Source organism: Chitinophaga caseinilytica (assembly GCF_038396765.1).
GTDB classification, from domain to species: domain Bacteria; phylum Bacteroidota; class Bacteroidia; order Chitinophagales; family Chitinophagaceae; genus Chitinophaga; species Chitinophaga caseinilytica.
The window spans coordinates 4,544,674-4,564,122 of sequence record NZ_CP150096.1; the positions used below are offsets into that span (position 1 = coordinate 4,544,674).

General features: G+C 55.5%; 19 protein-coding genes. 5 read left to right on the plus strand and 14 right to left on the minus strand.

Translation table 11 applies throughout. The features are described from left to right. Nucleotides 1-146 precede the first annotated feature (146 nt). Genes WJU22_RS18635 through WJU22_RS18650 form a run of 4 tightly spaced genes read right to left on the minus strand, consistent with a single transcriptional unit; the run spans nucleotide 147 to nucleotide 1,972 of the window. Nucleotides 147-527 carry a DoxX family protein gene (locus tag WJU22_RS18635; RefSeq protein WP_341839675.1) on the minus strand — a complete coding sequence of 127 codons (381 nt, stop codon included), beginning with the start codon at nucleotides 525-527 and terminating at the stop codon, nucleotides 147-149. Between the two features lie 47 nt (nucleotides 528-574). Further along, nucleotides 575-1,168, minus strand: coding sequence for a YdeI/OmpD-associated family protein (locus WJU22_RS18640; protein ID WP_341839676.1), 594 nt, complete (start codon nucleotides 1,166-1,168; stop codon nucleotides 575-577). Between the two features lie 6 nt (nucleotides 1,169-1,174). Then, nucleotides 1,175-1,642, minus strand: a complete 468-nt coding sequence (locus WJU22_RS18645) for an SRPBCC family protein (RefSeq protein ID WP_341839677.1) — start codon at nucleotides 1,640-1,642, stop codon at nucleotides 1,175-1,177. A gap of 6 nt (nucleotides 1,643-1,648) precedes the next feature. After that, nucleotides 1,649-1,972 carry a metalloregulator ArsR/SmtB family transcription factor gene (locus tag WJU22_RS18650; RefSeq protein WP_341839678.1) on the minus strand — a complete coding sequence of 108 codons (324 nt, stop codon included), beginning with the start codon at nucleotides 1,970-1,972 and terminating at the stop codon, nucleotides 1,649-1,651. A gap of 368 nt (nucleotides 1,973-2,340) precedes the next feature. Between WJU22_RS18650 and katG the strand changes: the two genes are divergently transcribed. Together katG and WJU22_RS18660 are read left to right on the plus strand one after the other, a co-directional pair. Then, on the plus strand, nucleotides 2,341-4,617 hold the full coding sequence (katG, locus tag WJU22_RS18655; protein WP_341839679.1) for a catalase/peroxidase HPI: 2,277 nt from the start codon (nucleotides 2,341-2,343) through the stop codon (nucleotides 4,615-4,617). 143 nt (nucleotides 4,618-4,760) lie between these two features. Continuing rightward, complete coding sequence (locus WJU22_RS18660; RefSeq protein ID WP_341839680.1) at nucleotides 4,761-5,894, plus strand: acyltransferase; 1,134 nt, start codon at nucleotides 4,761-4,763, stop codon at nucleotides 5,892-5,894. Nucleotides 5,895-6,106: 212 nt separating this feature from the next. Here the strand turns inward: WJU22_RS18660 and WJU22_RS18665 are convergent, their stop codons facing one another. After that, on the minus strand, nucleotides 6,107-7,369 hold the full coding sequence (locus WJU22_RS18665) for a hypothetical protein (RefSeq protein WP_341839681.1): 1,263 nt from the start codon (nucleotides 7,367-7,369) through the stop codon (nucleotides 6,107-6,109). Nucleotides 7,370-7,749: 380 nt separating this feature from the next. On the opposite strand from WJU22_RS18665, the gene WJU22_RS18670 reads away from it, so the two are divergent. Then, nucleotides 7,750-7,989 (plus strand): cytochrome C oxidase subunit IV family protein, encoded by a 240-nt coding sequence (locus WJU22_RS18670; protein WP_341839682.1) that lies wholly within the window; start codon nucleotides 7,750-7,752, stop codon nucleotides 7,987-7,989. A 69-nt stretch (nucleotides 7,990-8,058) separates the two neighbouring features. Further along, nucleotides 8,059-8,496, plus strand: coding sequence for a hypothetical protein (locus WJU22_RS18675; protein WP_341839683.1), 438 nt, complete (start codon nucleotides 8,059-8,061; stop codon nucleotides 8,494-8,496). Here the strand turns inward: WJU22_RS18675 and WJU22_RS18680 are convergent. The 5 genes from WJU22_RS18680 to WJU22_RS18700 all read right to left on the minus strand — a co-directional run bounded on the left by WJU22_RS18680 (nucleotide 8,493) and on the right by WJU22_RS18700 (nucleotide 13,700). Then, nucleotides 8,493-9,455 carry a 2-dehydro-3-deoxygalactonokinase gene (locus WJU22_RS18680; protein WP_341839684.1) on the minus strand — a complete coding sequence of 321 codons (963 nt, stop codon included), beginning with the start codon at nucleotides 9,453-9,455 and terminating at the stop codon, nucleotides 8,493-8,495. The genes WJU22_RS18675 and WJU22_RS18680 overlap by 4 nt on opposite strands. After that, complete coding sequence (locus WJU22_RS18685) at nucleotides 9,445-10,746, minus strand: MFS transporter (protein ID WP_341839685.1); 1,302 nt, start codon at nucleotides 10,744-10,746, stop codon at nucleotides 9,445-9,447. Before WJU22_RS18685 ends, WJU22_RS18680 begins: the two co-directional genes overlap by 11 nt. A gap of 21 nt (nucleotides 10,747-10,767) precedes the next feature. Further along, entirely contained in the window at nucleotides 10,768-11,916 is a 1,149-nt protein-coding gene (dgoD, locus tag WJU22_RS18690) for a galactonate dehydratase (RefSeq protein ID WP_341839686.1), read from the minus strand. An 18-nt stretch (nucleotides 11,917-11,934) separates the two neighbouring features. Continuing rightward, nucleotides 11,935-12,558: a bifunctional 4-hydroxy-2-oxoglutarate aldolase/2-dehydro-3-deoxy-phosphogluconate aldolase gene (locus tag WJU22_RS18695; protein ID WP_341839687.1), complete on the minus strand. Its 624-nt coding sequence runs from the start codon at nucleotides 12,556-12,558 to the stop codon at nucleotides 11,935-11,937. Between the two features lie 152 nt (nucleotides 12,559-12,710). Continuing rightward, nucleotides 12,711-13,700, minus strand: a complete 990-nt coding sequence (locus WJU22_RS18700; RefSeq protein WP_341839688.1) for a DUF2268 domain-containing putative Zn-dependent protease — start codon at nucleotides 13,698-13,700, stop codon at nucleotides 12,711-12,713. Nucleotides 13,701-13,802: 102 nt separating this feature from the next. Here WJU22_RS18700 and WJU22_RS18705 point away from each other — a divergent pair, with 102 nt between their 5' ends. Then, the gene (locus WJU22_RS18705; protein ID WP_341839689.1) at nucleotides 13,803-13,928 is read left to right on the plus strand and encodes a hypothetical protein; all 126 of its coding nucleotides are present in this window, start codon (nucleotides 13,803-13,805) and stop codon (nucleotides 13,926-13,928) included. Nucleotides 13,929-13,982: 54 nt separating this feature from the next. Here the strand turns inward: WJU22_RS18705 and WJU22_RS18710 are convergent, their stop codons facing one another. The 4 genes from WJU22_RS18710 to WJU22_RS18725 all read right to left on the minus strand — a co-directional run bounded on the left by WJU22_RS18710 (nucleotide 13,983) and on the right by WJU22_RS18725 (nucleotide 19,437). After that, nucleotides 13,983-15,500 (minus strand): choice-of-anchor I family protein, encoded by a 1,518-nt coding sequence (locus WJU22_RS18710; protein WP_341839690.1) that lies wholly within the window; start codon nucleotides 15,498-15,500, stop codon nucleotides 13,983-13,985. Between the two features lie 95 nt (nucleotides 15,501-15,595). Next, nucleotides 15,596-16,249 carry an alpha/beta family hydrolase gene (locus tag WJU22_RS18715; RefSeq protein WP_341839691.1) on the minus strand — a complete coding sequence of 218 codons (654 nt, stop codon included), beginning with the start codon at nucleotides 16,247-16,249 and terminating at the stop codon, nucleotides 15,596-15,598. A 41-nt stretch (nucleotides 16,250-16,290) separates the two neighbouring features. Further along, nucleotides 16,291-18,234 (minus strand): sensor histidine kinase, encoded by a 1,944-nt coding sequence (locus WJU22_RS18720; RefSeq protein ID WP_341839692.1) that lies wholly within the window; start codon nucleotides 18,232-18,234, stop codon nucleotides 16,291-16,293. A 192-nt stretch (nucleotides 18,235-18,426) separates the two neighbouring features. Next, complete coding sequence (locus WJU22_RS18725; RefSeq protein ID WP_341839693.1) at nucleotides 18,427-19,437, minus strand: zinc-binding alcohol dehydrogenase family protein; 1,011 nt, start codon at nucleotides 19,435-19,437, stop codon at nucleotides 18,427-18,429. Nucleotides 19,438-19,449 lie beyond the last annotated feature (12 nt).

The window sequence follows — 19,449 nt, forward strand, 5'->3', positions numbered from 1 at the left end:
AAAGAGTAGCCGGGTTACCGGTTGGAGCATCAACACGGTAACAGGACAACGCCGGTGGCAAAAAGGGGCTATGGGATGGGGAAACCGCAATAAAAAAAGCGGCAACAGGAACTTCCCGTTGCCGCTTCATGCGTCAGGTTAGATGTTTATGCGACCACCGGCACCCTGCGGCTCACCGGCCGGAAGTACCACGAAATCACGGTGAGGATCAATGCGAAGAGGGAAGGCGCTATCTGCGCGAATCCATCCCCGGAAATCACATGCGAAATCACTGCGCCAGACATGGCGAAGAAAAAGCCCGCGTACGCCCATTCCTTCACCACAGGGAAGCCGGGCACGAGCAGCGCCACTACGCCGAGGATTTTCCAGACGCCGAGGAGCGACACGAAGTATGCGGGATATCCCAGGTGCATGATGCCCTGCACGGAGTCCTTATATTGGATCAATTGCATGATGCCACCGGAAAGCATGCCCAAAGCCAGCCAGATGGTGGCGATCCAGTAAATGATTTTGCTGCTTTTTTTCATAATAAGTGTGTGTGTGAGTGTGTGTGTGTGTGTAAGGAAAAGTTGGATCAATCGTCGAGGCCTTTGCCGTCCATGATTTGCGGGATATATTTTTCCACGCGGGCGGCGCGGGTTTTCGCCTGTTTGGCGGACGAGAAGTAGAGGAGGTATGCGCGCTGCCGGCCGGGCGTAAGCGATTCGAAGGCTTTGCGGAGCGCGGCGCTTTTGTCCAGCTTCACCTGGAATTCTTCCGCCACCGCGAACTCCGCGACTTTTTTATACTGCGGCTCCAATCCCTGCGCTTCCACCTGGATGGCGTCGTGGATATAGTTGCGGATGACCGCTTTCAGTTTCTGGATGTCTTTGGCACTGGTGAACCGGAGTTGCCGGCCTACCTGCACGTTTTCCGTCTGCTGCACGAGCAGGCCGTTCGGATCGGGGAGGAGGGAGCCCTTGAAGAACAACAAGGCGCAATAATCCTTGAAACCATGCATCAGCACTACGTTTACGTTCTGATACGTGTAACAGGGATTGCCCCATTTCAATGTTTCGGTCAGCTGGCAATCGAGTAAAATGTCGCGCAGCGATTCGAAGGCTTCCTGCCATTTATCTTCACGGCCGATGAAGGCGTCTACTTTCGGATTGGTGACGATGTGTGCCATGATGGATTATTTAAGTTTGTTAACGACTTCCTGCAGTTTGTTGTGCGCCATATTGATACCCTGGGCGAAGGGGAGTTTCAGCATCTGGTCGCGGTCGGCCACGGATTTATAAACGATTTTCATGACCAGTCTGCTGGTGCTGGGGGAAAGCGATTCGAATTCGAAGAACTCCAGCTGCACGGGGAACGGGGTGTTCTCCATCTCGAACGTACGGGTGATGCGCTGTTCCGGAACAAAGTCATGGATAACGCCATTGGCCCTGAATACCACGTTACCTTTGGGATCGCTGGTTTCATATTGCCAGCCGCCGTGGGCGTGGTTTTCCAGCTTGAGGACCTTTGTGCCCATCCATTGCTCCACGATCTCGGGATCTTCATACGCTTTAAAGAGCAGTTCCAGCGGCAAATCGAATTCCCGGGTGATCACCAGTTCCTGTTTGCCTTCTTCGGCGGTGAGTTTGGTTTTTCGTTCCATAAGATACTATTTTTTAGGTTTATAGTTTTTCATGATCGCTTCAAGCTTGTTGAACCTGTCTTCCCATAACTGCCGGAATGGTTCGATGAAATCCGCGATCTCTTTCATTTTTTTTGGATTGAGGTGATATATGACTTCCCGCCCGCTCTGCTCCGGCTCCAGCAATTCGCATTCGGTGAGGATGGCCAGGTGCTTGGAAACCGTGGGCCGCGCCGTGTCGAAATTGGCGGCGATAGCACCGGCGGTCATTGACTGGGAGGCTACCAGCATCAGAATGGCCCGCCTTGTCGGGTCCGCGATTGCCTGAAAAACATCTCTTCTCAGATTCATAATGTAGCTATTTGACTACAAATATAAGCGTAGCTATATAACTACACAAATTTATTTTGCCATTTGGCTACATATTTTTTTGAAGAGGTGTGAAACGGCTGAAAATGAAGCATGTATATCGACTGATGAAAAAGTTAAAATTGCTATCCATCGCTGTTTTCTTTCACCGATTTCGATTAATGTTATCAGATATATCTTAAATTACGATGATGGCTCACCTCAAACCCGCTGCCAGTCAATCAAATAGAGTGAATCTATTGAATGATCGAATCAATCAATTTTCTTTATATCCATAAACGGCTATTTTTACCGCCGAACATCAACGTACCGGAAATTGTTCCTTTTAATACGCAAAAACCTTTTTACACATGGGGAAAGAATCCAACGACATCAGCAAATGCCCGTTCCACAACGGCAGCATGAAACACAACGTAGGCGGCGGAGGCACCAAGAACCGCGACTGGTGGCCCAACCAGCTGAAGCTGAACATCCTCAGGCAGCATTCTTCGCTGTCTAACCCGATGGACAAAAACTTCAACTATGCCGAAGCTTTCAAATCCCTCGATCTGGAAGCGGTTAAGAAGGATCTCCATGCCCTGATGACCGACTCGCAAGACTGGTGGCCCGCCGACTTCGGGCATTACGGCGGCCTTTTCATCCGCATGGCCTGGCATAGCGCGGGCACCTACCGCGTGGGCGACGGCCGCGGCGGCGCCGGGTCCGGACAACAGCGATTCGCGCCACTCAATTCCTGGCCAGACAATGTAAGCCTCGATAAAGCCCGCAGGCTCCTGTGGCCCATCAAACAGAAATACGGGAACAAGATTTCCTGGGCCGACCTGCTCATCCTCACCGGCAACATCGCCCTCGAATCCATGGGCTTCAAAACCTTCGGCTTCGCCGGCGGCCGCGAAGACCGCTGGGAAGCGGACGAAGACGTGTACTGGGGCTCCGAGACCACCTGGCTCGGCGGCGATATCAGGTATGCGGACGGGTCGCCCGGCGTAGAGGAAAACCATGGCGTATTATCGTCTGACGACGACAAAGGACAAATGCACCATTCCCGCAACCTGGAAAAACCCCTCGCTGCGGTGCAAATGGGCCTTATATACGTAAACCCCGAAGGACCGGACGGCAATCCCGATCCCATTGCCGCGGCAAAAGACATCCGCGACACCTTCGGCAGAATGGCGATGAACGACGAAGAAACCGTAGCCCTCATCGCCGGTGGCCACAGCTTCGGCAAAACCCACGGCGCAGCGCCTGCCACGCACGTTGGCGCGGAACCCGAAGCGGCAGACCTCGCGCTGCAGGGCCTCGGCTGGCACAACTCCTTCGGCTCCGGTAAAGGTGCAGATGCCATCACCAGCGGCCTCGAAGTAACCTGGACCACCACGCCCACGAAATGGAGCAACAACTTCTTCGAAAACCTCTTCGCATTCGAATGGGAACTCACCAAGAGCCCGGCCGGCGCGCACCAGTGGGTCGCTAAAAACGCGGGAGACATTATCCCAGATGCGTTCGACAGCGGTAAGAAACATAAACCCACCATGCTCACGACCGACCTGTCGCTCCGCTTCGATCCCATTTACGAGAAAATCTCCCGTAAATTCCTCGAAAACCCCGACGCGTTCGCCGACGCATTCGCCCGTGCATGGTTCAAGCTCACGCACCGCGACATGGGCCCGCGCTCCCGTTACCTCGGGGCAGACGTTCCGGCGGAAGTGCTCCTCTGGCAGGATCCCATCCCGGCGGTCGACCATCCGCTGATAGACGATAAAGACATCGCCGACCTCAAAGCGCAGGTGCTCGCCAGCGGCCTCAGTGTATCCGAGCTCGTTACTACGGCATGGGCTTCGGCTTCCACTTTCCGCGGCTCGGACAAACGCGGCGGTGCCAACGGCGCCCGCATCCGCCTCGCGCCCATGAAATTCTGGAACGTCAACAATCCGCCGCAACTGCAAAAAGTGCTGGGCAAACTGGAAGCCATCCAGCAAGCTTTCAACGGCGCGCAGAAAAACGGCAAGAAAGTATCCATCGCCGACCTGATCGTGCTCGCCGGTGCTGCTGGTGTGGAGAAAGCCGCCAAAGACGCGGGGAACGCCGTGAAAGTGCCGTTCACGCCCGGCAGGATGGACGCTTCGCAGGAACAGACAGACGTTGAATCCGTAGGTTTCCTGGAGCCCATCGCCGATGGCTTCCGGAACTACCGCAAGCCGCAATTCCCGGTTTCCACGGAAGAGCTGCTGATCGACAAAGCGCAACTCCTCACGCTCACCGCGCCGGAGCTCACCGTGCTCGTTGGCGGGCTGCGCGTGCTCGGTACCAACTTCGACGGATCGAACTACGGCATGTTTACCAGCAAGCCCGGCCAGCTCACGAACGATTTCTTCGTGAACCTGCTCGATATGAACACGGCCTGGAAAGCGACGTCGGACGCCCGGGAGATTTACGAAGGTACAGACCGCGCTACCGGCAAACCGAAATGGAGCGCCACCCGCGCCGATCTCGTTTTCGGCTCCAATGCGGAACTGCGCGCCATCGCAGAACTCTACGGCAGTTCGGACGGACAGCAGAAATTCGTGAACGATTTCGTGGCGGCCTGGAACAAAGTAATGAACCTCGACCGCTTCGATCTCAAATAAGGCAAACAAATCCGATATATGAAAAGCAGTCTCCGAACGGAGGCTGCTTTTTTTATTGCCCCATTGATATATTTTTAACCAAAACCCTCACAATCTTGTCCCATGTTTCCGAATTAGCTGTGGGAAAGCTATTTTATGCGGACATGGAAACCAAAAATCTGCTACAATCGCGGCAGCACTACGATGTGCTGGACGGATTGCGTGGCCTTGCCGCCATTTCGATCGTCATATTTCACCTGTACGAATTCATTACGCCCGACTATACGAAAAGCCCCATCGGGCACGGGTACCTGGCGGTGGATTTCTTCTTTTGCCTGTCGGGTTTCGTGATCGGGTATGCGTACGACGGCCGTGCGCCGCAACTGGGCCTTAAAACCTTCTTCCGCAACCGACTCATCCGCCTGCACCCGATGGTGATCTGGGGCAGTGTGATCGGGCTGATCGGTTACATCTGGGACCCGTTCACCGGTGCCGCCAATATGGCCGAAGCCGGACTGGGCGCGGTGTTGCTGGCGTTTCTCTGTTCGTTGCTGATGCTGCCATACCCCTGGCTGCCCGGCAGGGCGGAGGGACTCTTCCCCTACAACACCCCGGCATGGTCGCTGCTGATGGAATATCTCATCAATATCTTCTACGGACTAGTGTTGCTTCGCCTGCCGAAACGCTGGCTCCTGGTACTGCTCGGTATTTCCGCGGTGTGGATATGTGCCGTGGCGGCCCATCGCGGATGGATCATCACCGGCTGGGACGCGCCTACGTTCCCGGATGGTTTTGCGCGGGTATTTTTCTCCTTCCTGGCGGGATTGACCGTTTACCGTTTCAACTGGACCATCCGCAACAAATGGAACTTCGCGGTGCTGGGGCTTTTGCTGATCGGCGTGTTTATATACCCGCATTTCAACAACGACTGGATCCTGGAAATGGCGCTGGTGATGATCGTTTTCCCTTTGTTGCTGTCGCTCGGAGCCGGAGCAAGCGTGAGTGGCTGGCTGCGTGGATTTTGCCAGTTCACGGGCCGATTGTCTTATCCATTGTACATGACGCATATCTGGATGGTGTGGGGTTTCGGGAACTGGATGGCGAAGGCGAAGCCCGGGCAGCAGGAGATTTATGTAGTGGCGGCTTGTGTGTTTGTGGCCAGTCTGTTGATGGGGTACCTGGCGCTGCGGTTGTATGATGAGCCGTTGCGCAACTGGTTGATGCGGTTGAACAGGAAGCAATTCGAAGAAAACCGGAGTGCTGCTGCGGAAAAGAACGGGGTGGCTGCGGCGCGATAGATAAAATCTGATTATGCCAAATAGTTCATCCTGGAAACCGGGAGTTGTTCCGATGTCTTGTTGAAAGCAGTGCATTTAGGAAGGGAAACGGATGCTACCGGCGCGATTCCCGCTGCGCTTGCGGACATATCATTTGGCGCCGGCAATATGCTGGTACCATGGTTGCAGCAACTGGTGAAACGGAAAGAAATTCATCCTCCAGGATACCGGATTTATTGTTTTCCCGCATGAACAGGCAAAGCCTGCAAACGGGCAACACGCGTCCACCCCGCGTTCATCATCCCCAAACCCGCGCTCATCAATACTGACACGCCCAATAGCGATTCGAATATCCCTGGCAGCGGGAAGTACAGCAATCCGCCGATGCTTTGCGCGGCCAGGAGCAATTCGTTCAGCACCACGCCGGCGGTGAACGCTACCGCGCCCGCCTGCACGTACCTGGAAACCGGCAGCAAGCCCTCCGCCACCACAAGCCCCATCAAAAACAAACTGATCCCTACCAGCAAAACCAGGTGCAGATAAGTGATAACGATCGTCCGGGAGCCGAAAGCGATCGCACTGAGGGAGGGATCGGCGGAAGCGAGCTGCAATATGATTTTGACCGTGAACGCCAATCCCGCTACCGACAACATCATGGCAGAAAGTTTCGATAACTGAGGAAGGAGCTGGCGCATCGACCTGAAAATCCCCCGCAGCAGCAAACTCCATCCCAGCGCCTGCGCCACGGCGCTCATACCGGCAATCGCAATAGCGGCGGCAGGTAGCTTCAGCCAAAGCACCGATAATCCATAAGCTGGCAAACAACTCCACAAAAACAGCCCGAACACCATCTTTTCCCCCGGCAGCGCGATGTTTCGTGCATGGAGATAGCGAATGAACAGGCCCATACAGGCGAAGAAGAACCAGCCGTTGTATTGGAAATGGAGATACCAGTAAATGGAAGCCAGGTAAGCTTCCTGGTTGGCCGTATGCGTGGCCATGAGCAAACTCAGGCAGGAAGTGCCGATGGCCGATAGCATATTCCATACCAGCGCAGCTTTCAGCCAACGGGCGCCCGCAAGCCCTGGAACCGCCTTCAATGCACGGAAATACGATATGGCAAACACGAACGATAATACCACAGCCGCCGTAGAGAACAGTATCGACGCAAAGGCGTATCCCTGCAGCGTAAACGTTACCAGCATCCCGTATGCGCACACCAGCCAGGCGATCAGCAGGCGGTGGAAGTGACGGGCGTATTTCCCCGGGACCGACGCCGGGAGCGCCCGCACCATCAACACCATCAGCAACAGGCTCACCCAGCCGCCGAACGCGAAATGGGAGTGCGCATGCAGGAGGAATTTCTGGTTCAATCCCGGTAACGAAAACACGATCTTGTACCGCATCAGCAATCCGAACAACGAAACCACCAACAGGTTGAAGAGACTGATGCGGACCCAGTTCCCCGCACGCCGCTCACGCATGATACTTTCCATAATTAACCGCCCGGTTTATAAGTCTGAAGGGCCCTCAAATTTACTTATAAAAAGAGTCGATTGTCCTTAATTAACGTAAAATATCCCGGGGCATAACCACCGTCATTCCTCCCGAAAACCACCAGCAGCAAGCCTGATCGGGGAGATGACAAAAATCATGAAAGAAATAAGAGGATATATTTGTCCTTTATTATCCGGCCAATTATTTTTGTGTCATTAATCTGCAAGATGCTATCAAGGGCATGCGAATACGGAACCGAAGAAACCGAAGGATATTGCCCTGCCGCAGCTCGAAACGGGCGCCGCGTTCTGGCACCTTTGCGATCTCATCTGGTTATTGCTGTTCCCTGTTTTATATCTCATCTTTTAAATTTTCCCGCATGATCCGCATTCATATGATCTGGATTGTTTTACTGCTGACGGCAGGACTGATGACTTTCGCCGTCGGCTACGCGAAGGAATGGCCCGGGCTTTCATCGGCCATCATGGGCTTCTCGGTGGCCAAGTTCCTGTTGGTCGCATTTTACTTTATGGACATGAAATCCGCCAACCTCGGCTGGAAAGCGTTGCTGATCGCCTTCGCCGGACTGATGGGCGCCGTGGTGGTGTTGATGCGGTAATGGCGGCGGGCCCATCGGTTCAGGAACTTCATTAAATAACAACTGAAATCCGCCGCAGGCGGCACGCACATGAAAAATGAAACGCTCATCATACGATCTTTCCTCGAACGGCGCCAGGTAGCCACCATCGCTGCCGTGCAGGCAGGACGGCCGTTTTGCTTCAATTGCTTTTACGGCTTCGATCCTGAGAACTGGTTGCTCATGTTTAAGTCATCGCCCGGTAGCCGGCAGGTTAGCCTGTTTGAAAACGGCATCACTGTGGCGGGTACGATTCTAGGAGAAAAAACGTCCCTGCATTTCAATGCGGGGGCTCAATTCGAAGGCGAGGTGGTGGAAGACGAGGCCACGCAGGCGAAAGCTGCGGCGATGTACTACAAACAATTCCCCATTTCCATGCTGATCGACGGAAAGGTGCTGGTGATAAAGCTTTCGATGGTCAGGATGACGCAGACCCAGGCGGGTTTCCGGAATAAACACCATTGGCTGCGCGATGGGGAAGCATTTTAGATGGACGAAAGATTTTCGGGAGGATGGGGCATCATCGTGGAAAGAACGGTGAATTGTCCGCGGATGAGCGCCTCGTCCGCATCGATAGTAGCGGCGATGGGGATACGGAGGGTTTCGCAGGCCAGGGAATACAATGTTTCGTGTGCAGGGCCCGAAACGAGGTAAACGGCCACCCCGGCCGGAAGTGCCACCAGTTCCGCCCCGATCATCAAACCACTGAGATAATACCAGTTCTCCACCGGGTCCATGTGCTGCAACAACTGGTTCGTGCGCACCATGAACAACTCGTGCAGCAGATTCCCCGCAAACCCGGCCCTGACACCGGCTTCGAACCTTGTACGGCATGCTTCGGGCCCTACATCTCCATGCGCATTGACGGAGGCCGAAAGGATGCTTTCCGTACTCAAAAGGCCGAAAATTTCCCCGGTCATAAAAGTCCTGAAACCCGTTACGCGGTGGTTGTTGACCACGATGTGCTTGGGATGCGTCCCGGGCATGAGGAGATATACGTCTTCCGGAATGGCCGGCAGAAATGCCGCGCACCCAATAGCTTTGGTTTCTTCGCCGCGCATCACGTCGTTATTTCCCGATACGCCGGAAATGAGCAGGAAACGCCCTGCACCATAAGTTTCCAATCCGGAGCCATCGAGCGGCATGGGCAGCGCACCGTACGGCAATTCCGTCATCCCGATGCTGGAAGTCGCCATCCCTGCAACCATCACGATCTTTCCCTCCAGGCCGATGCCCGACTTTTCCGCCAGGTTGGTTAAGTGTCCGCGGAGGATCCCGGCATAGAAGCTTTCCCGCTGTCCGCCGACGCTTTGCCATTGCTGGTAAGTTTTGGCGATGCCGGCATCCGAAGTTTCCTCCGCCACCACGCGCAATCCGTCGAAGCTGACCAGCCGCAGCCGCAGGGTGCTCGTCCCCCAATCGCAACTAATGAAATATCTATCGTTCATGTTCCGTTATTATCCGTTCAACATTTCCAACCAAAAACAAATACGAGCCCGCGCCCACCAGTCCCAGCACCGCCACAAAAACCAGCGCAGGCGCAAAATTACCGCCGCTCGCCAGCAGCCCGATCACGATCGGCACCACGATCCCCGCCAATTGCCCGATGAAATTGAAAACGCCGCCCGTTAGGTTGATCAGGTGCTTCGGCGCCAGCGTCGACACGAAAATCCAGGTGATGGACGCAAACCCCACGCCGAAAAACGACAGCGACATGAAAAAGATGATCAGTCCGGGCGTATCAACATAATTGGCGCCCAGGATCGTAGCGGAAACGAGCAACCCGATGATGATGGGCCGTTTGCGCGCCTTGGCCGGAGAAACGCCTTTTTTCACGAGCCAGTCTGACAGGAACCCCGAGCACAGAATCCCCACGAAAGCCGCCAGGTAAGGCACTGCCGCCCAATATCCCGATTTGATGAAATCCATGCCGCGGTAATCCACCAGGTATTTCGGGAACCAGGTCAGGAAAAACCACAACGTCGAATTCACGGCGAACTGGCCGATGTAAATGCCCCAGAGCTTGCGGTACGACAGCACCGCTTTCAAATCCGCCCAACGGAAAGATTTCTTTTCGCCGGCCTGCTGCTGATCGAGCAATCCGCCGCCGCGCTCGATATGCGCGAGCTCCGCTGCGTTCACGCTTTTATGGTCGGCAGGATCGCGGTAGCAAACCCACCAGACCAGCCCCCAAACGATCCCGATCAAGCCCGTCACCACAAACAATCCCCGCCACCCGAATTCCAGCTGGATCGTGGAAAGCACCGGCATGAGGAAAGCCAGCCCTAAAAACTGCCCGGAAGTATACACGGCGATCGCCGAAGCGCGCTCCTGGTCCGGGAACCAGTTGCTCACCACGCGGTTGTTGATGGGAAACGCCGGCGCTTCGAACACGCCCGTGGCCATCCGCAAACCGAACAAAGTCACGAACCCGCGCGCAAAACCCTGCATGACCGTCGCCAAAGACCATGCGATCAAGCTGAAGGCATACAGCGCGCGCGGCGCGAAACGGTTCACGAGAATGCCGCCGGGCACCTGGAAGGCGAGGTACGTCCAGCTGAAGGCCGAGAAGATCAGCCCCAATTGTACCGGCGTAAATTTGAATTCCTTATCGATTTCAGAAGCCGCTACGGCCAGGTTGCTCCGGTCCATGTAGTTGATCACCACATTGACGAACACGAGCAGCAGCACGCGATAGCGGACTTTGGTGGGTGTAACGCCGGAATTGATCGTTTTCATAAAGCGGATGCGCATCGATGTTTACCATTCGGCCACACTGCCATCGGTATGCCGCCATACCGGGTTGCGCCAGTTGTGGCCTTCTTCGGCCATCTTCCTGACGTGAGATTCGTTGATTTCGATGCCCAGACCGGGTTTCGACGGAATATCGACGTACCCGTCGCGGTACTGGAACACGGTTTTATCGGTGAGATAATCGAGCAGATCGCTGCCCTGGTTGTAGTGGATACCAAGACTTTGCTCCTGGATGAACGCGTTGTGGCAGGTAGCGTCTACCTGCAGGCAGGCCGCCAGCGCGATAGGGCCCAGCGGACAATGCGGCGCCGCCGCCACATCGAACGCTTCTGCCATGGAGATGATCTTTTTGCATTCGGTGATGCCGCCGGCATGGGAAACGTCGGGCTGGATGATGTCTGCGTAACCATCCATCAGCAAGGATTTGAACTGCCATTTGGAGAACATCCGCTCGCCGGTGGCGATGGGGATGGCCACGTGCCGGGCTATTTCGCGGAGGTCTTCGTTGTTTTCGGGCAGCACGGGCTCTTCGATGAACATGGGCCGGAAGGGCTCCAGTTCTTTAGCGAGGATTTTTGCCATGGGCTTATGTACCCGCCCATGGAAATCGATCCCGATACCGAGGCCGGGGCCGCCCGCCTCCCGCACTGCGGCGATGCGCCGGATGGCGGCGTCGATCTTGTCGTAGCTGTCGATGTACTGCAGCTCTTCGGTGGCGTTCATTTTCACGGCCAGGAATCCCTGCTCCGCCATTTTGCGGGCGGCTTCGCCGACTTCGTTGGGCCGGTCGCCGCCGATCCAGGAATAGACCTTCATACGGTCGCGCGCTTTGCCGCCGAGGAGCTGGTGAACGGGGGCGTTGTAGTATTTCCCTTTGATGTCCCACAGGGCCTGGTCGATACCGGCGATGGCGCTCATGAGGATAGGCCCGCCGCGATAGAATCCCGCGCGGTACATCACGTTCCAGTGGTCTTCGATGTGCAGGGGATCTTTGCCGGTGAGGTATTCCATCAACTCGTCTACCGCGGTTTTTACGGTAGCGGCTTTCCCTTCGATGACGGGCTCTCCCCATCCCGTGATGCCTTCATCCGTTTCGATTTTAAGGAACAGCCAGCGCGGCGGTACCTGGAAGAGTTCGTAGCTTTTGATTTTCATAACATGCGATATGGTGGATCAGGATTGTAATGCGTGGACGAACTGCCTTGACTTTTCCGTCAGTTGCTGCAGATATTCCGGTGTAATGGCCGCTTTGGCGTTGACGAGCGCGCTGCCGATGCCGAAACCGGCGGCGCCCGCCTTCCGGAATTCCCCGATATTGTCGGGCGTGATGCCGCCCGTTGGCAGGAGGTGCATTTTGGGCAGCGGCGCGGAAATATCCCTGATGTAAGCGGGAGATGTGGCCGGGAATACCTTGATCATATCCGCACCCTGCTTCCAGGCCGCGTAAACCTCCGTAGCCGTGTACGCCCCGGGAATGCTCACGATCCCCAGTTCGCGGGCGGTTTCGATCACCGATGGTTCGAGGATGGGAGAGAGGATGAACTTTGCACCAGCGGCGGCGGCTTCGCGGGCCGTGGGTGCTTCCAGGACGGTGCCGGCGCCGATGATCATTTTATCGCCCATTTTTGCGGACACTTCGCGGATAACGTGTAGCGGATCTTCGGAGTTCATCGTCACTTCCAGCAGGCGGATCCCGCCGGCATACATGGCTTCCGCAAGCGGGAGCACGTTTTCCGGCTTCACGCCGCGCACAATGGCGATGATCCTGTGCTCGAGGATGTGGGATAGTACTGACATGGAATTTTCGGGCTTGTGTTGCAGTAAGTAAGATAAAAACAAATAAGTGTATTTTCAACGTTTTTCATCTCCCTACCCGCAACGGCCCTTTTCCCCAAATAAAAAATCCGCGCCGGCTGCTAAGCTGGCGCGGATTTGAAATCTCCCGGTCATTAATGACCGCCCAATAAAAACACGCTATCCCCGTAGAACCCGGATGTATTGAGAAAGCCCGTCACAGCTTTCATATCGGCATAATTCAGGGAGATGATCTCGCGGAGGGCCTTTTTCTTGTCTTTCGCCTGTTCATAATAGGCCTTGCTGATCGCGTATCCCATGAAATAGCCCAGGTCGCCCACGGCTACCTTATTGCCATTGTACAGCCAGTTCGAATAATCTTCGGAATACATTTCTTTCTGGAACTGCGCTTTCAGTTCGGGCAAATGTTTGTTGCCATACAGGATATAGGAATGGGTGAGGGGCTCACCGATCACCAGTTCCGTCACGAAATCGCAGGCGCCTTCGTAAATGCATTGCCCGAGGAGGGACTTCCCTTCGGTGGATTGCTGCGTATGCACGTATTCATGGACGGAAACGGGGATGATGTTGTTCGTTTCCTTCGACTGGAAGAAATTGGCCAGCCGTTTATCCGGGAACTCCGACACATCGGTGTATTTGTTGCCCATGGTGATTTCCGTGCCGATGAGCGCCGTGGAATCGATGGCCACGCCGGCGGCGCGGATGGCCGTGATGGAGAAATACATGTTGGCCGGCCGCAGTTCCGGGTACAGTTCCCGGAATTTTTCGATGTATTGCTGGATGACGGGCACCTGGGGCTGCACCTGCATCGTGTTCGGACGGATAGACGCCCAGAATTTCGGGTATTTGCGGATGGTTTCCACGAGCTTGCGCGCGTCGAAGTTCCGGAGCTGCATGAAACGCTTCAGCCCGGCGGTCCCCTTGTCGATATACAAAACCTGCATGATCCCGACCTGGCGCTCAGCGTCCTGCGTAGCCTGCACGCTGTCGAAAGCCGTCCAGAAATGTGCGATATCGGAAGTAAATACGTTGTCTGATCGCTGTGCGGAAACTTTACCGGCTCCCGTCCCTAAAATCACGGAAAAGGCCAGCAGGAAAGGGTTACGAAAAATGAATCTACTCAATTGGCATGGATTTATTTGGATCGGATGTTGGGCAGGGGCGCGGCGTCCCGCTTTTCCCGGTGGCTAATTTACCGTATTATTGGCATCTGACAACACCCGATCATGACCACTTCCGATCCCATTCTGTCATTTCTTTCCGCATACAACGGTCCCGTCCGCGAAAACGCGCTGCGGCTGCGGGAAATCATCCTTTCCATGCTGCCCGGCGTCACCGAACAGGCCCCATAAAAAACCGGCCCCGCAAAAATTGCAGAGCCGGCCTGGTCAATAAAACGATGGATATCAGTTTTTCGGTGTAAATATTTTCACGACGCCGTCGTCTTCGCTGCTCACGATGAGGAGGCTCTTTTTCGTAGGACTATCCTTCGCCGGTACAAACAACACACCTTCGGGCGCATCGCCCACTTTCAGGATGTTGAGGAATTGCGGACTGATGGGGTTGGTCACGTCGTACACAGCCACCGCGTCTACACGCTCCATGCCTACGAACGCAACGGTTTTCTTGCCCATCACGCCCAGCGCGATGCCTTCCGGTTCGATGCTTTTATCGTCGCTGCGGCCATCTTCATAAATGCCGGCTTCTTTGGCTTTCACGTCCAGTTCGTTTTTGCTGTCGAACAGTTGTGCGCCGGTGTTGCCGTTCCAAACGGAAAAGGAACGGGCGCCGAAGGAATAAAGCGCCTCGTACAGTCCGTCGCCGTTAGCATCGCCGAGGGTTTTGGTAACGTTGAGGCGGCCCAGCACGGCATCCGCTTTCAGCGCGGCAGCATCGGGGAATACGGCAGGGTCGAGGGAAATGGATTTGATGCGCTTGTTTTCGGCATACGCGTCCCACTCGCGGACGTCTCCTTCGTTGGCGGTGAACAGGTGCGGCACGCCGCCATTCACGAGCACGGCGATGGCATCGGGCTGGTACATGCCTTTCACGGGCCATTTTTTGAAGGTAACGCCACCGTCGCTGTCAGACAGGTCCACGGCATTGGCGTCTGTATTGTAATCCTTGAATCCCAGCGGAAAAATGTCGGTAATGGTTTTCGCCGCGAGATCGATTTTCGCGATGGCGTTGTTTTCCTGCAGCGTTACCCAGGCGGTTTTGGAATCCGGGGCAACGGTGATGTATTCCGGCTCGATGCCTGCGGTGAAAGTACTGCCGGCAGGCCCGAAGTTGCGGAATCCCTTAGCGGCAAGCGTCGCTTCCTGCGCGGCAAAACCGCTGAAATCGAGGTGCGTGGCGGTATAGTTGTTTTCTATGTTGATGATGGTCACGGTACCTGCGGGATCGGCGGAGTAATCGGTAGCGGGCTCGCCTTCGTTGGCAGTCAGGATGAGCTTACCGTCGGGCGAAAACGTCACCATATCGGGCAGTGCACCGGTAGGGATGGTTTTGATGAGGGAAAGGTCGGAAGTGCTGAACACGTCTACCCGGCCGGCCAACGTTTTGTTCGTAGCCTCGATGGCGGCAGCCAATTTACCGTTGCTTACGGCCAGACTGTTCACGTTTCCGCCGTTGGTGAGGATATCCTTTTTCAGGTCGGTGATTTTGGAGGGATCGGTGAGGTCGAGCACCTTGATCATGTTGGTGCCGTCGTTCTTCACCACGAAGAGGCGTTTGGTGGCGGGATCGTAGGCGCTGATTTCGGCGGCGCCGGCTTCGCCGATGTCGATAGACCCGATTTCCGCGAATGAGGATGGATCTTCGGTAATTTCGGTCCCGGGGTCATTCTTCACATCGTCTTTCGAACAGGCGGCCAATGCCGTCATAGCCGCGATGGGCAAAATGTACTTGATTTTCGTGCGCATGTATCAGATAGGTTTTATACCGCGCAAGAGTAGGGAAGATGTATGACCGCGATGTAAACCGCAGGTTATGATATTGTTACCAAAGGCAGTCTGGTTTAGATCTGCTTTTCGGTCCACGCTTTGGTGGCGGCGGTCAGCAGTGAAATGACGTCGGTTTTGCCGGCTTTGAACGAATGGTCTGCCCCTTCGAATTTCTCGAGCGTGGCCGTGGGGAGCGATTTGCAGACGGAAGCGATCATGTCCCAGGTAGCCAGCGTGTCTTTCGAACCTTGCAGGAACAGCATGGGAATGTGGATGTGGTGGAGATGTTCGGCACGGTCGATGGAGGGTTTACCGGCGGGGTGGAGCGGAAATCCGAAGAAAACGATCCCTTTCACCAGTGCATCCGGGTGGGTGGAAATGTATTGGGACGTCATTCTGCCGCCGAAAGATTTGCCGCTGGCGAACAGGGGGATCCCCGGCGCGAGGGTGCCCGCTTTTTCGATGGCCGCCGCAATGGCTGCCTGCGCCACCGCCGGCGAATCGGGCCGTTTCTTCTGCTGCTCCGTAAATGGGAAATTGAACCGCAGCGTAGCGATGCCGGCTTTGGACAACGATTCCGCGAGAGCTTCCATGAACGGATGGTCCATGCCAGCACCCGCGCCATGCGCCAGCGTCATCACGCACACCGGGTTCGCGGGAGAAACATATTTTGCCGAAACCTTGCCGATCTCCGGCGAAACCTTTATCTGTAAGGATTTTGTGCTCATAACCGTAAAATTACATCATCTCATCAAAACGAAATACCCCGTCAAACCTGCAATTCAATGTTGACAGCCGTTCCCGCACCGGGCGACGAGTCAATGTCCAGCCGGCCCTTCATGTACTGTACCCTCGACCGGATGTTCGACAACCCGATCCCTCCGGCAGCGGCATTCATATCGAACCCGCGGCCATTATCTTCCGCCGTGATATAGAACATATGTTCTTCGTGGATGCATTGCAGCAGGATTTTACTCGCTCTTCCATGGCGTATCGCGTTCGACAACACCTCCTGCACGATGCGGTAAATATTGGCCTGCGCGGTGTGCGGCAAATCGCCGCCGGGGCCCGACCATTGGAATTCAATTTCCAGTTCTTCGTTCGCCAGCCCGTCGCACAGGTCGGTGATCGCCGAGCGGAGGCCCACTTTCAGGAGGCTTTCCGGCATCATATTATGCGCGATGCGCCGCAATTCGGACATGGAATCTTCGAGGAGGTACATTACTTCGTCCAGCTGCCCGTTAACCTGCTTCTTCTGTTGCCCTGCCAGCTTGATGCGGATCCCCGCCAGGGAGCCGCCCAGACCGTCGTGCAGATCGCGCGCCAGGCGGCGGCGCTCCTTTTCTTCCCCTTCCAGTAAGGCATTCGCCACTTTCAATTCCTGCCGCTGTTCGATTTCCTTCACCTGCTGGCGCGCCTGCTTCTTGCTGGTCCGGTAAAACACGATCAGCGACAGCGTAGCCACCAGCAACAGCAATCCCGCTACGCCCAGCAGCCCGTTCCAGAGGCGCTGGTTCTTTTGGGTCATAAGCGCGTCCTGTTTTTCGGCCTGCAACTGGATGATGCGTTTCTCCTTTTCGGCGGTATTGTATTTGGTTTCTATCCGGGCGATGTCGGTCTTCATTTTTTCGGGGTAGGTGCTGTCGCGCTCGTCGCTATAGCGTTGCAGCCATTCATGCGCTTTGGGGATATTGCCCATTTTCTCGTACGTTTTCGCCATACTTTGGAAATACAGCATCCGGTTGCCATCGAGGTTCACGGGTATTTCGTCGATCGCTTTTTGCAGGGTTTCCAATGCCTCGCCATAATGCCCCATGTCGTGCTGGATCTTATACTGCATGAACCGCAGTTCGGCAGACTTGTAGGTTTTATCCATTTTTTCGGCCAGCAGGATGCCGCGCCGCGCGTGGAACAGCCCTTGTTCCCAGGCTTTTGCGGCATGGCAATATTTGATAGCGGCGATGTGGTAATCGATATTGAACTCGGATGCAGGATAGGGCCGTAACAGTTCCCCGGCGCGGTCGATCATGATTTTGGCCTGCGCGAGGCTGTCCATATAGCAATAGTTATTGGCGGCGTAGAGCGTTGTCGTGAGCCGGTCGTGCATATTGGGTGAGCTTCTGGCGTAACATTCGAAACTTTTGTCGAAGTAAACAGCCGCCTTCCCATATTCCTGGATATTCATGAAGATCATCCCCACATCCGTATAATAACTCCCGACCCGTGCTGTCTCGCCCGCTTTCTCCGCCAGGGGGATGGATTTGGTGATGATGAGATGCACCATTTCGGATTCATTGTCTTTCCGTTGATAGATGGCCCCCATGTTCCGCCAGGCCCGGGCCTGGTAAACGTAACTTTCTTTCGTGAGGAACTGGCTGAACCGGTTGGCGGATTCCTCATACAACGCCAAAGCCCGGTCGTAGTCCAGGTCGAAGTAAAACCCCGCTTCGAAAAATGTGCCCATGGCCTGGAGGTATCCGTTTTGCCCGGCGAGGCGTTTCCCCAGCTCCAGGTGCTGGCGGGAGCGGGCGGTGTCCGAATACGACCAGAAGTCGGACAACTGGAAGCTGGCACAGGCGCGGATACTGTCGTTCGCACCGTTTTTCTCCAGCTGGAGCAGACTGTCCACATATCGTGTTTCGTTGACCACCGGCTGCGCTGAAGCGACGAAGGCGACAAGGGTTAAAAGAAAAGTGAAAAAGCTTGTTTTCATATAGTCGGGCTGCTGCAAAATGATGGCCCCGGGCATATGGTCCCAGATGCTGCATGGTTTTAATGATCGGAGGTTAAAAATACCGATGTTTGGGTAGAAAACAATCGCCGGGAAATTTGGGTTGGGGCTGGATAAGAAAAGCCGCAGGGCCGGCGGGCCCGTGCGGCTTTCTGGAGTTATTCGTTGCAGGTATCAGTATTGAACGACGATTTTCCCGATGGTGCGCCCGCTTTCGAGCTGCTGGTGCGCTTTTTTGAAGTTGGCGGCGGTGAGGCCCGGGAGGGTTTCGGTGAGCGTAGGCAGGAGGGTGCCTTCGTCCAGCAGCGCCGCCACTTTGGTGAGGATCTCGTGCTGCGCCTGCATATCGGGCGTTTCGAAACTGGCACGGGTGAACATCAATTCCCAATGGAAGCTCACGGATTTGCCTTTCAGCTTGCGGATATCGACCCCTTCGGCCGGGTCGCTGATGGAGCCGATGCGGCCCTGCGGCACGATGAGCTCCGCCATGGGCTCCCAGTAACGGATAAGGTCTACCAGGTCCACGATGAAGTCGATGTTTTGAAAACCCGCTGCCCGCACGGCTTCCACGAGGTTTGCATGGTCAACCACCACATCGGCGCCCATTTTCCGGCACCATTCCGCCGATTCCGGCCGTGAGGCGGTAGCGATCACCGTAAGCCCGGCGATCTTCTTCGCCAGCTGGATGGCGATGGAGCCCACGCCGCCGGCGCCCCCGATAATGAGGATGGTTTTGCCTTTATCCCGCTCACCGATCCCCATGCGGTCGAACAGCAATTCCCAGGCCGTGAGGGCGGTAAGTGGGATGGCGGCGGCCTCGGCTGGACTCAGCCGTTGCGGCGCTTTCCCCACGATCCTTTCGTCTACGAGTTGGTATTCGGCGTTGCTGCCGGGCTTGCGGATGTCTCCGGCGTAATACACGGCGTCTCCCGGCTGGAAGAGCGATGCCGTATCACCCACGGCCTCCACTACACCGTACGCGTCCCAACCGATGATCTTCGGCGCGGGAAGGGGCTGATCTTTGGCGGAATTTCGGCGAACTTTATAATCGACCGGGTTCACCGAGGCCGCGGCAATCTTCACGAGGAGTTGCCGGCCGGAGGGTACCGGTTTATCGGTATCGAATTCGATGAAACTGTCTGTTTCGGTAATGGGCAGCGATTGCCTGAATCCTATGGCTTTCATGTGCTTTTTGTA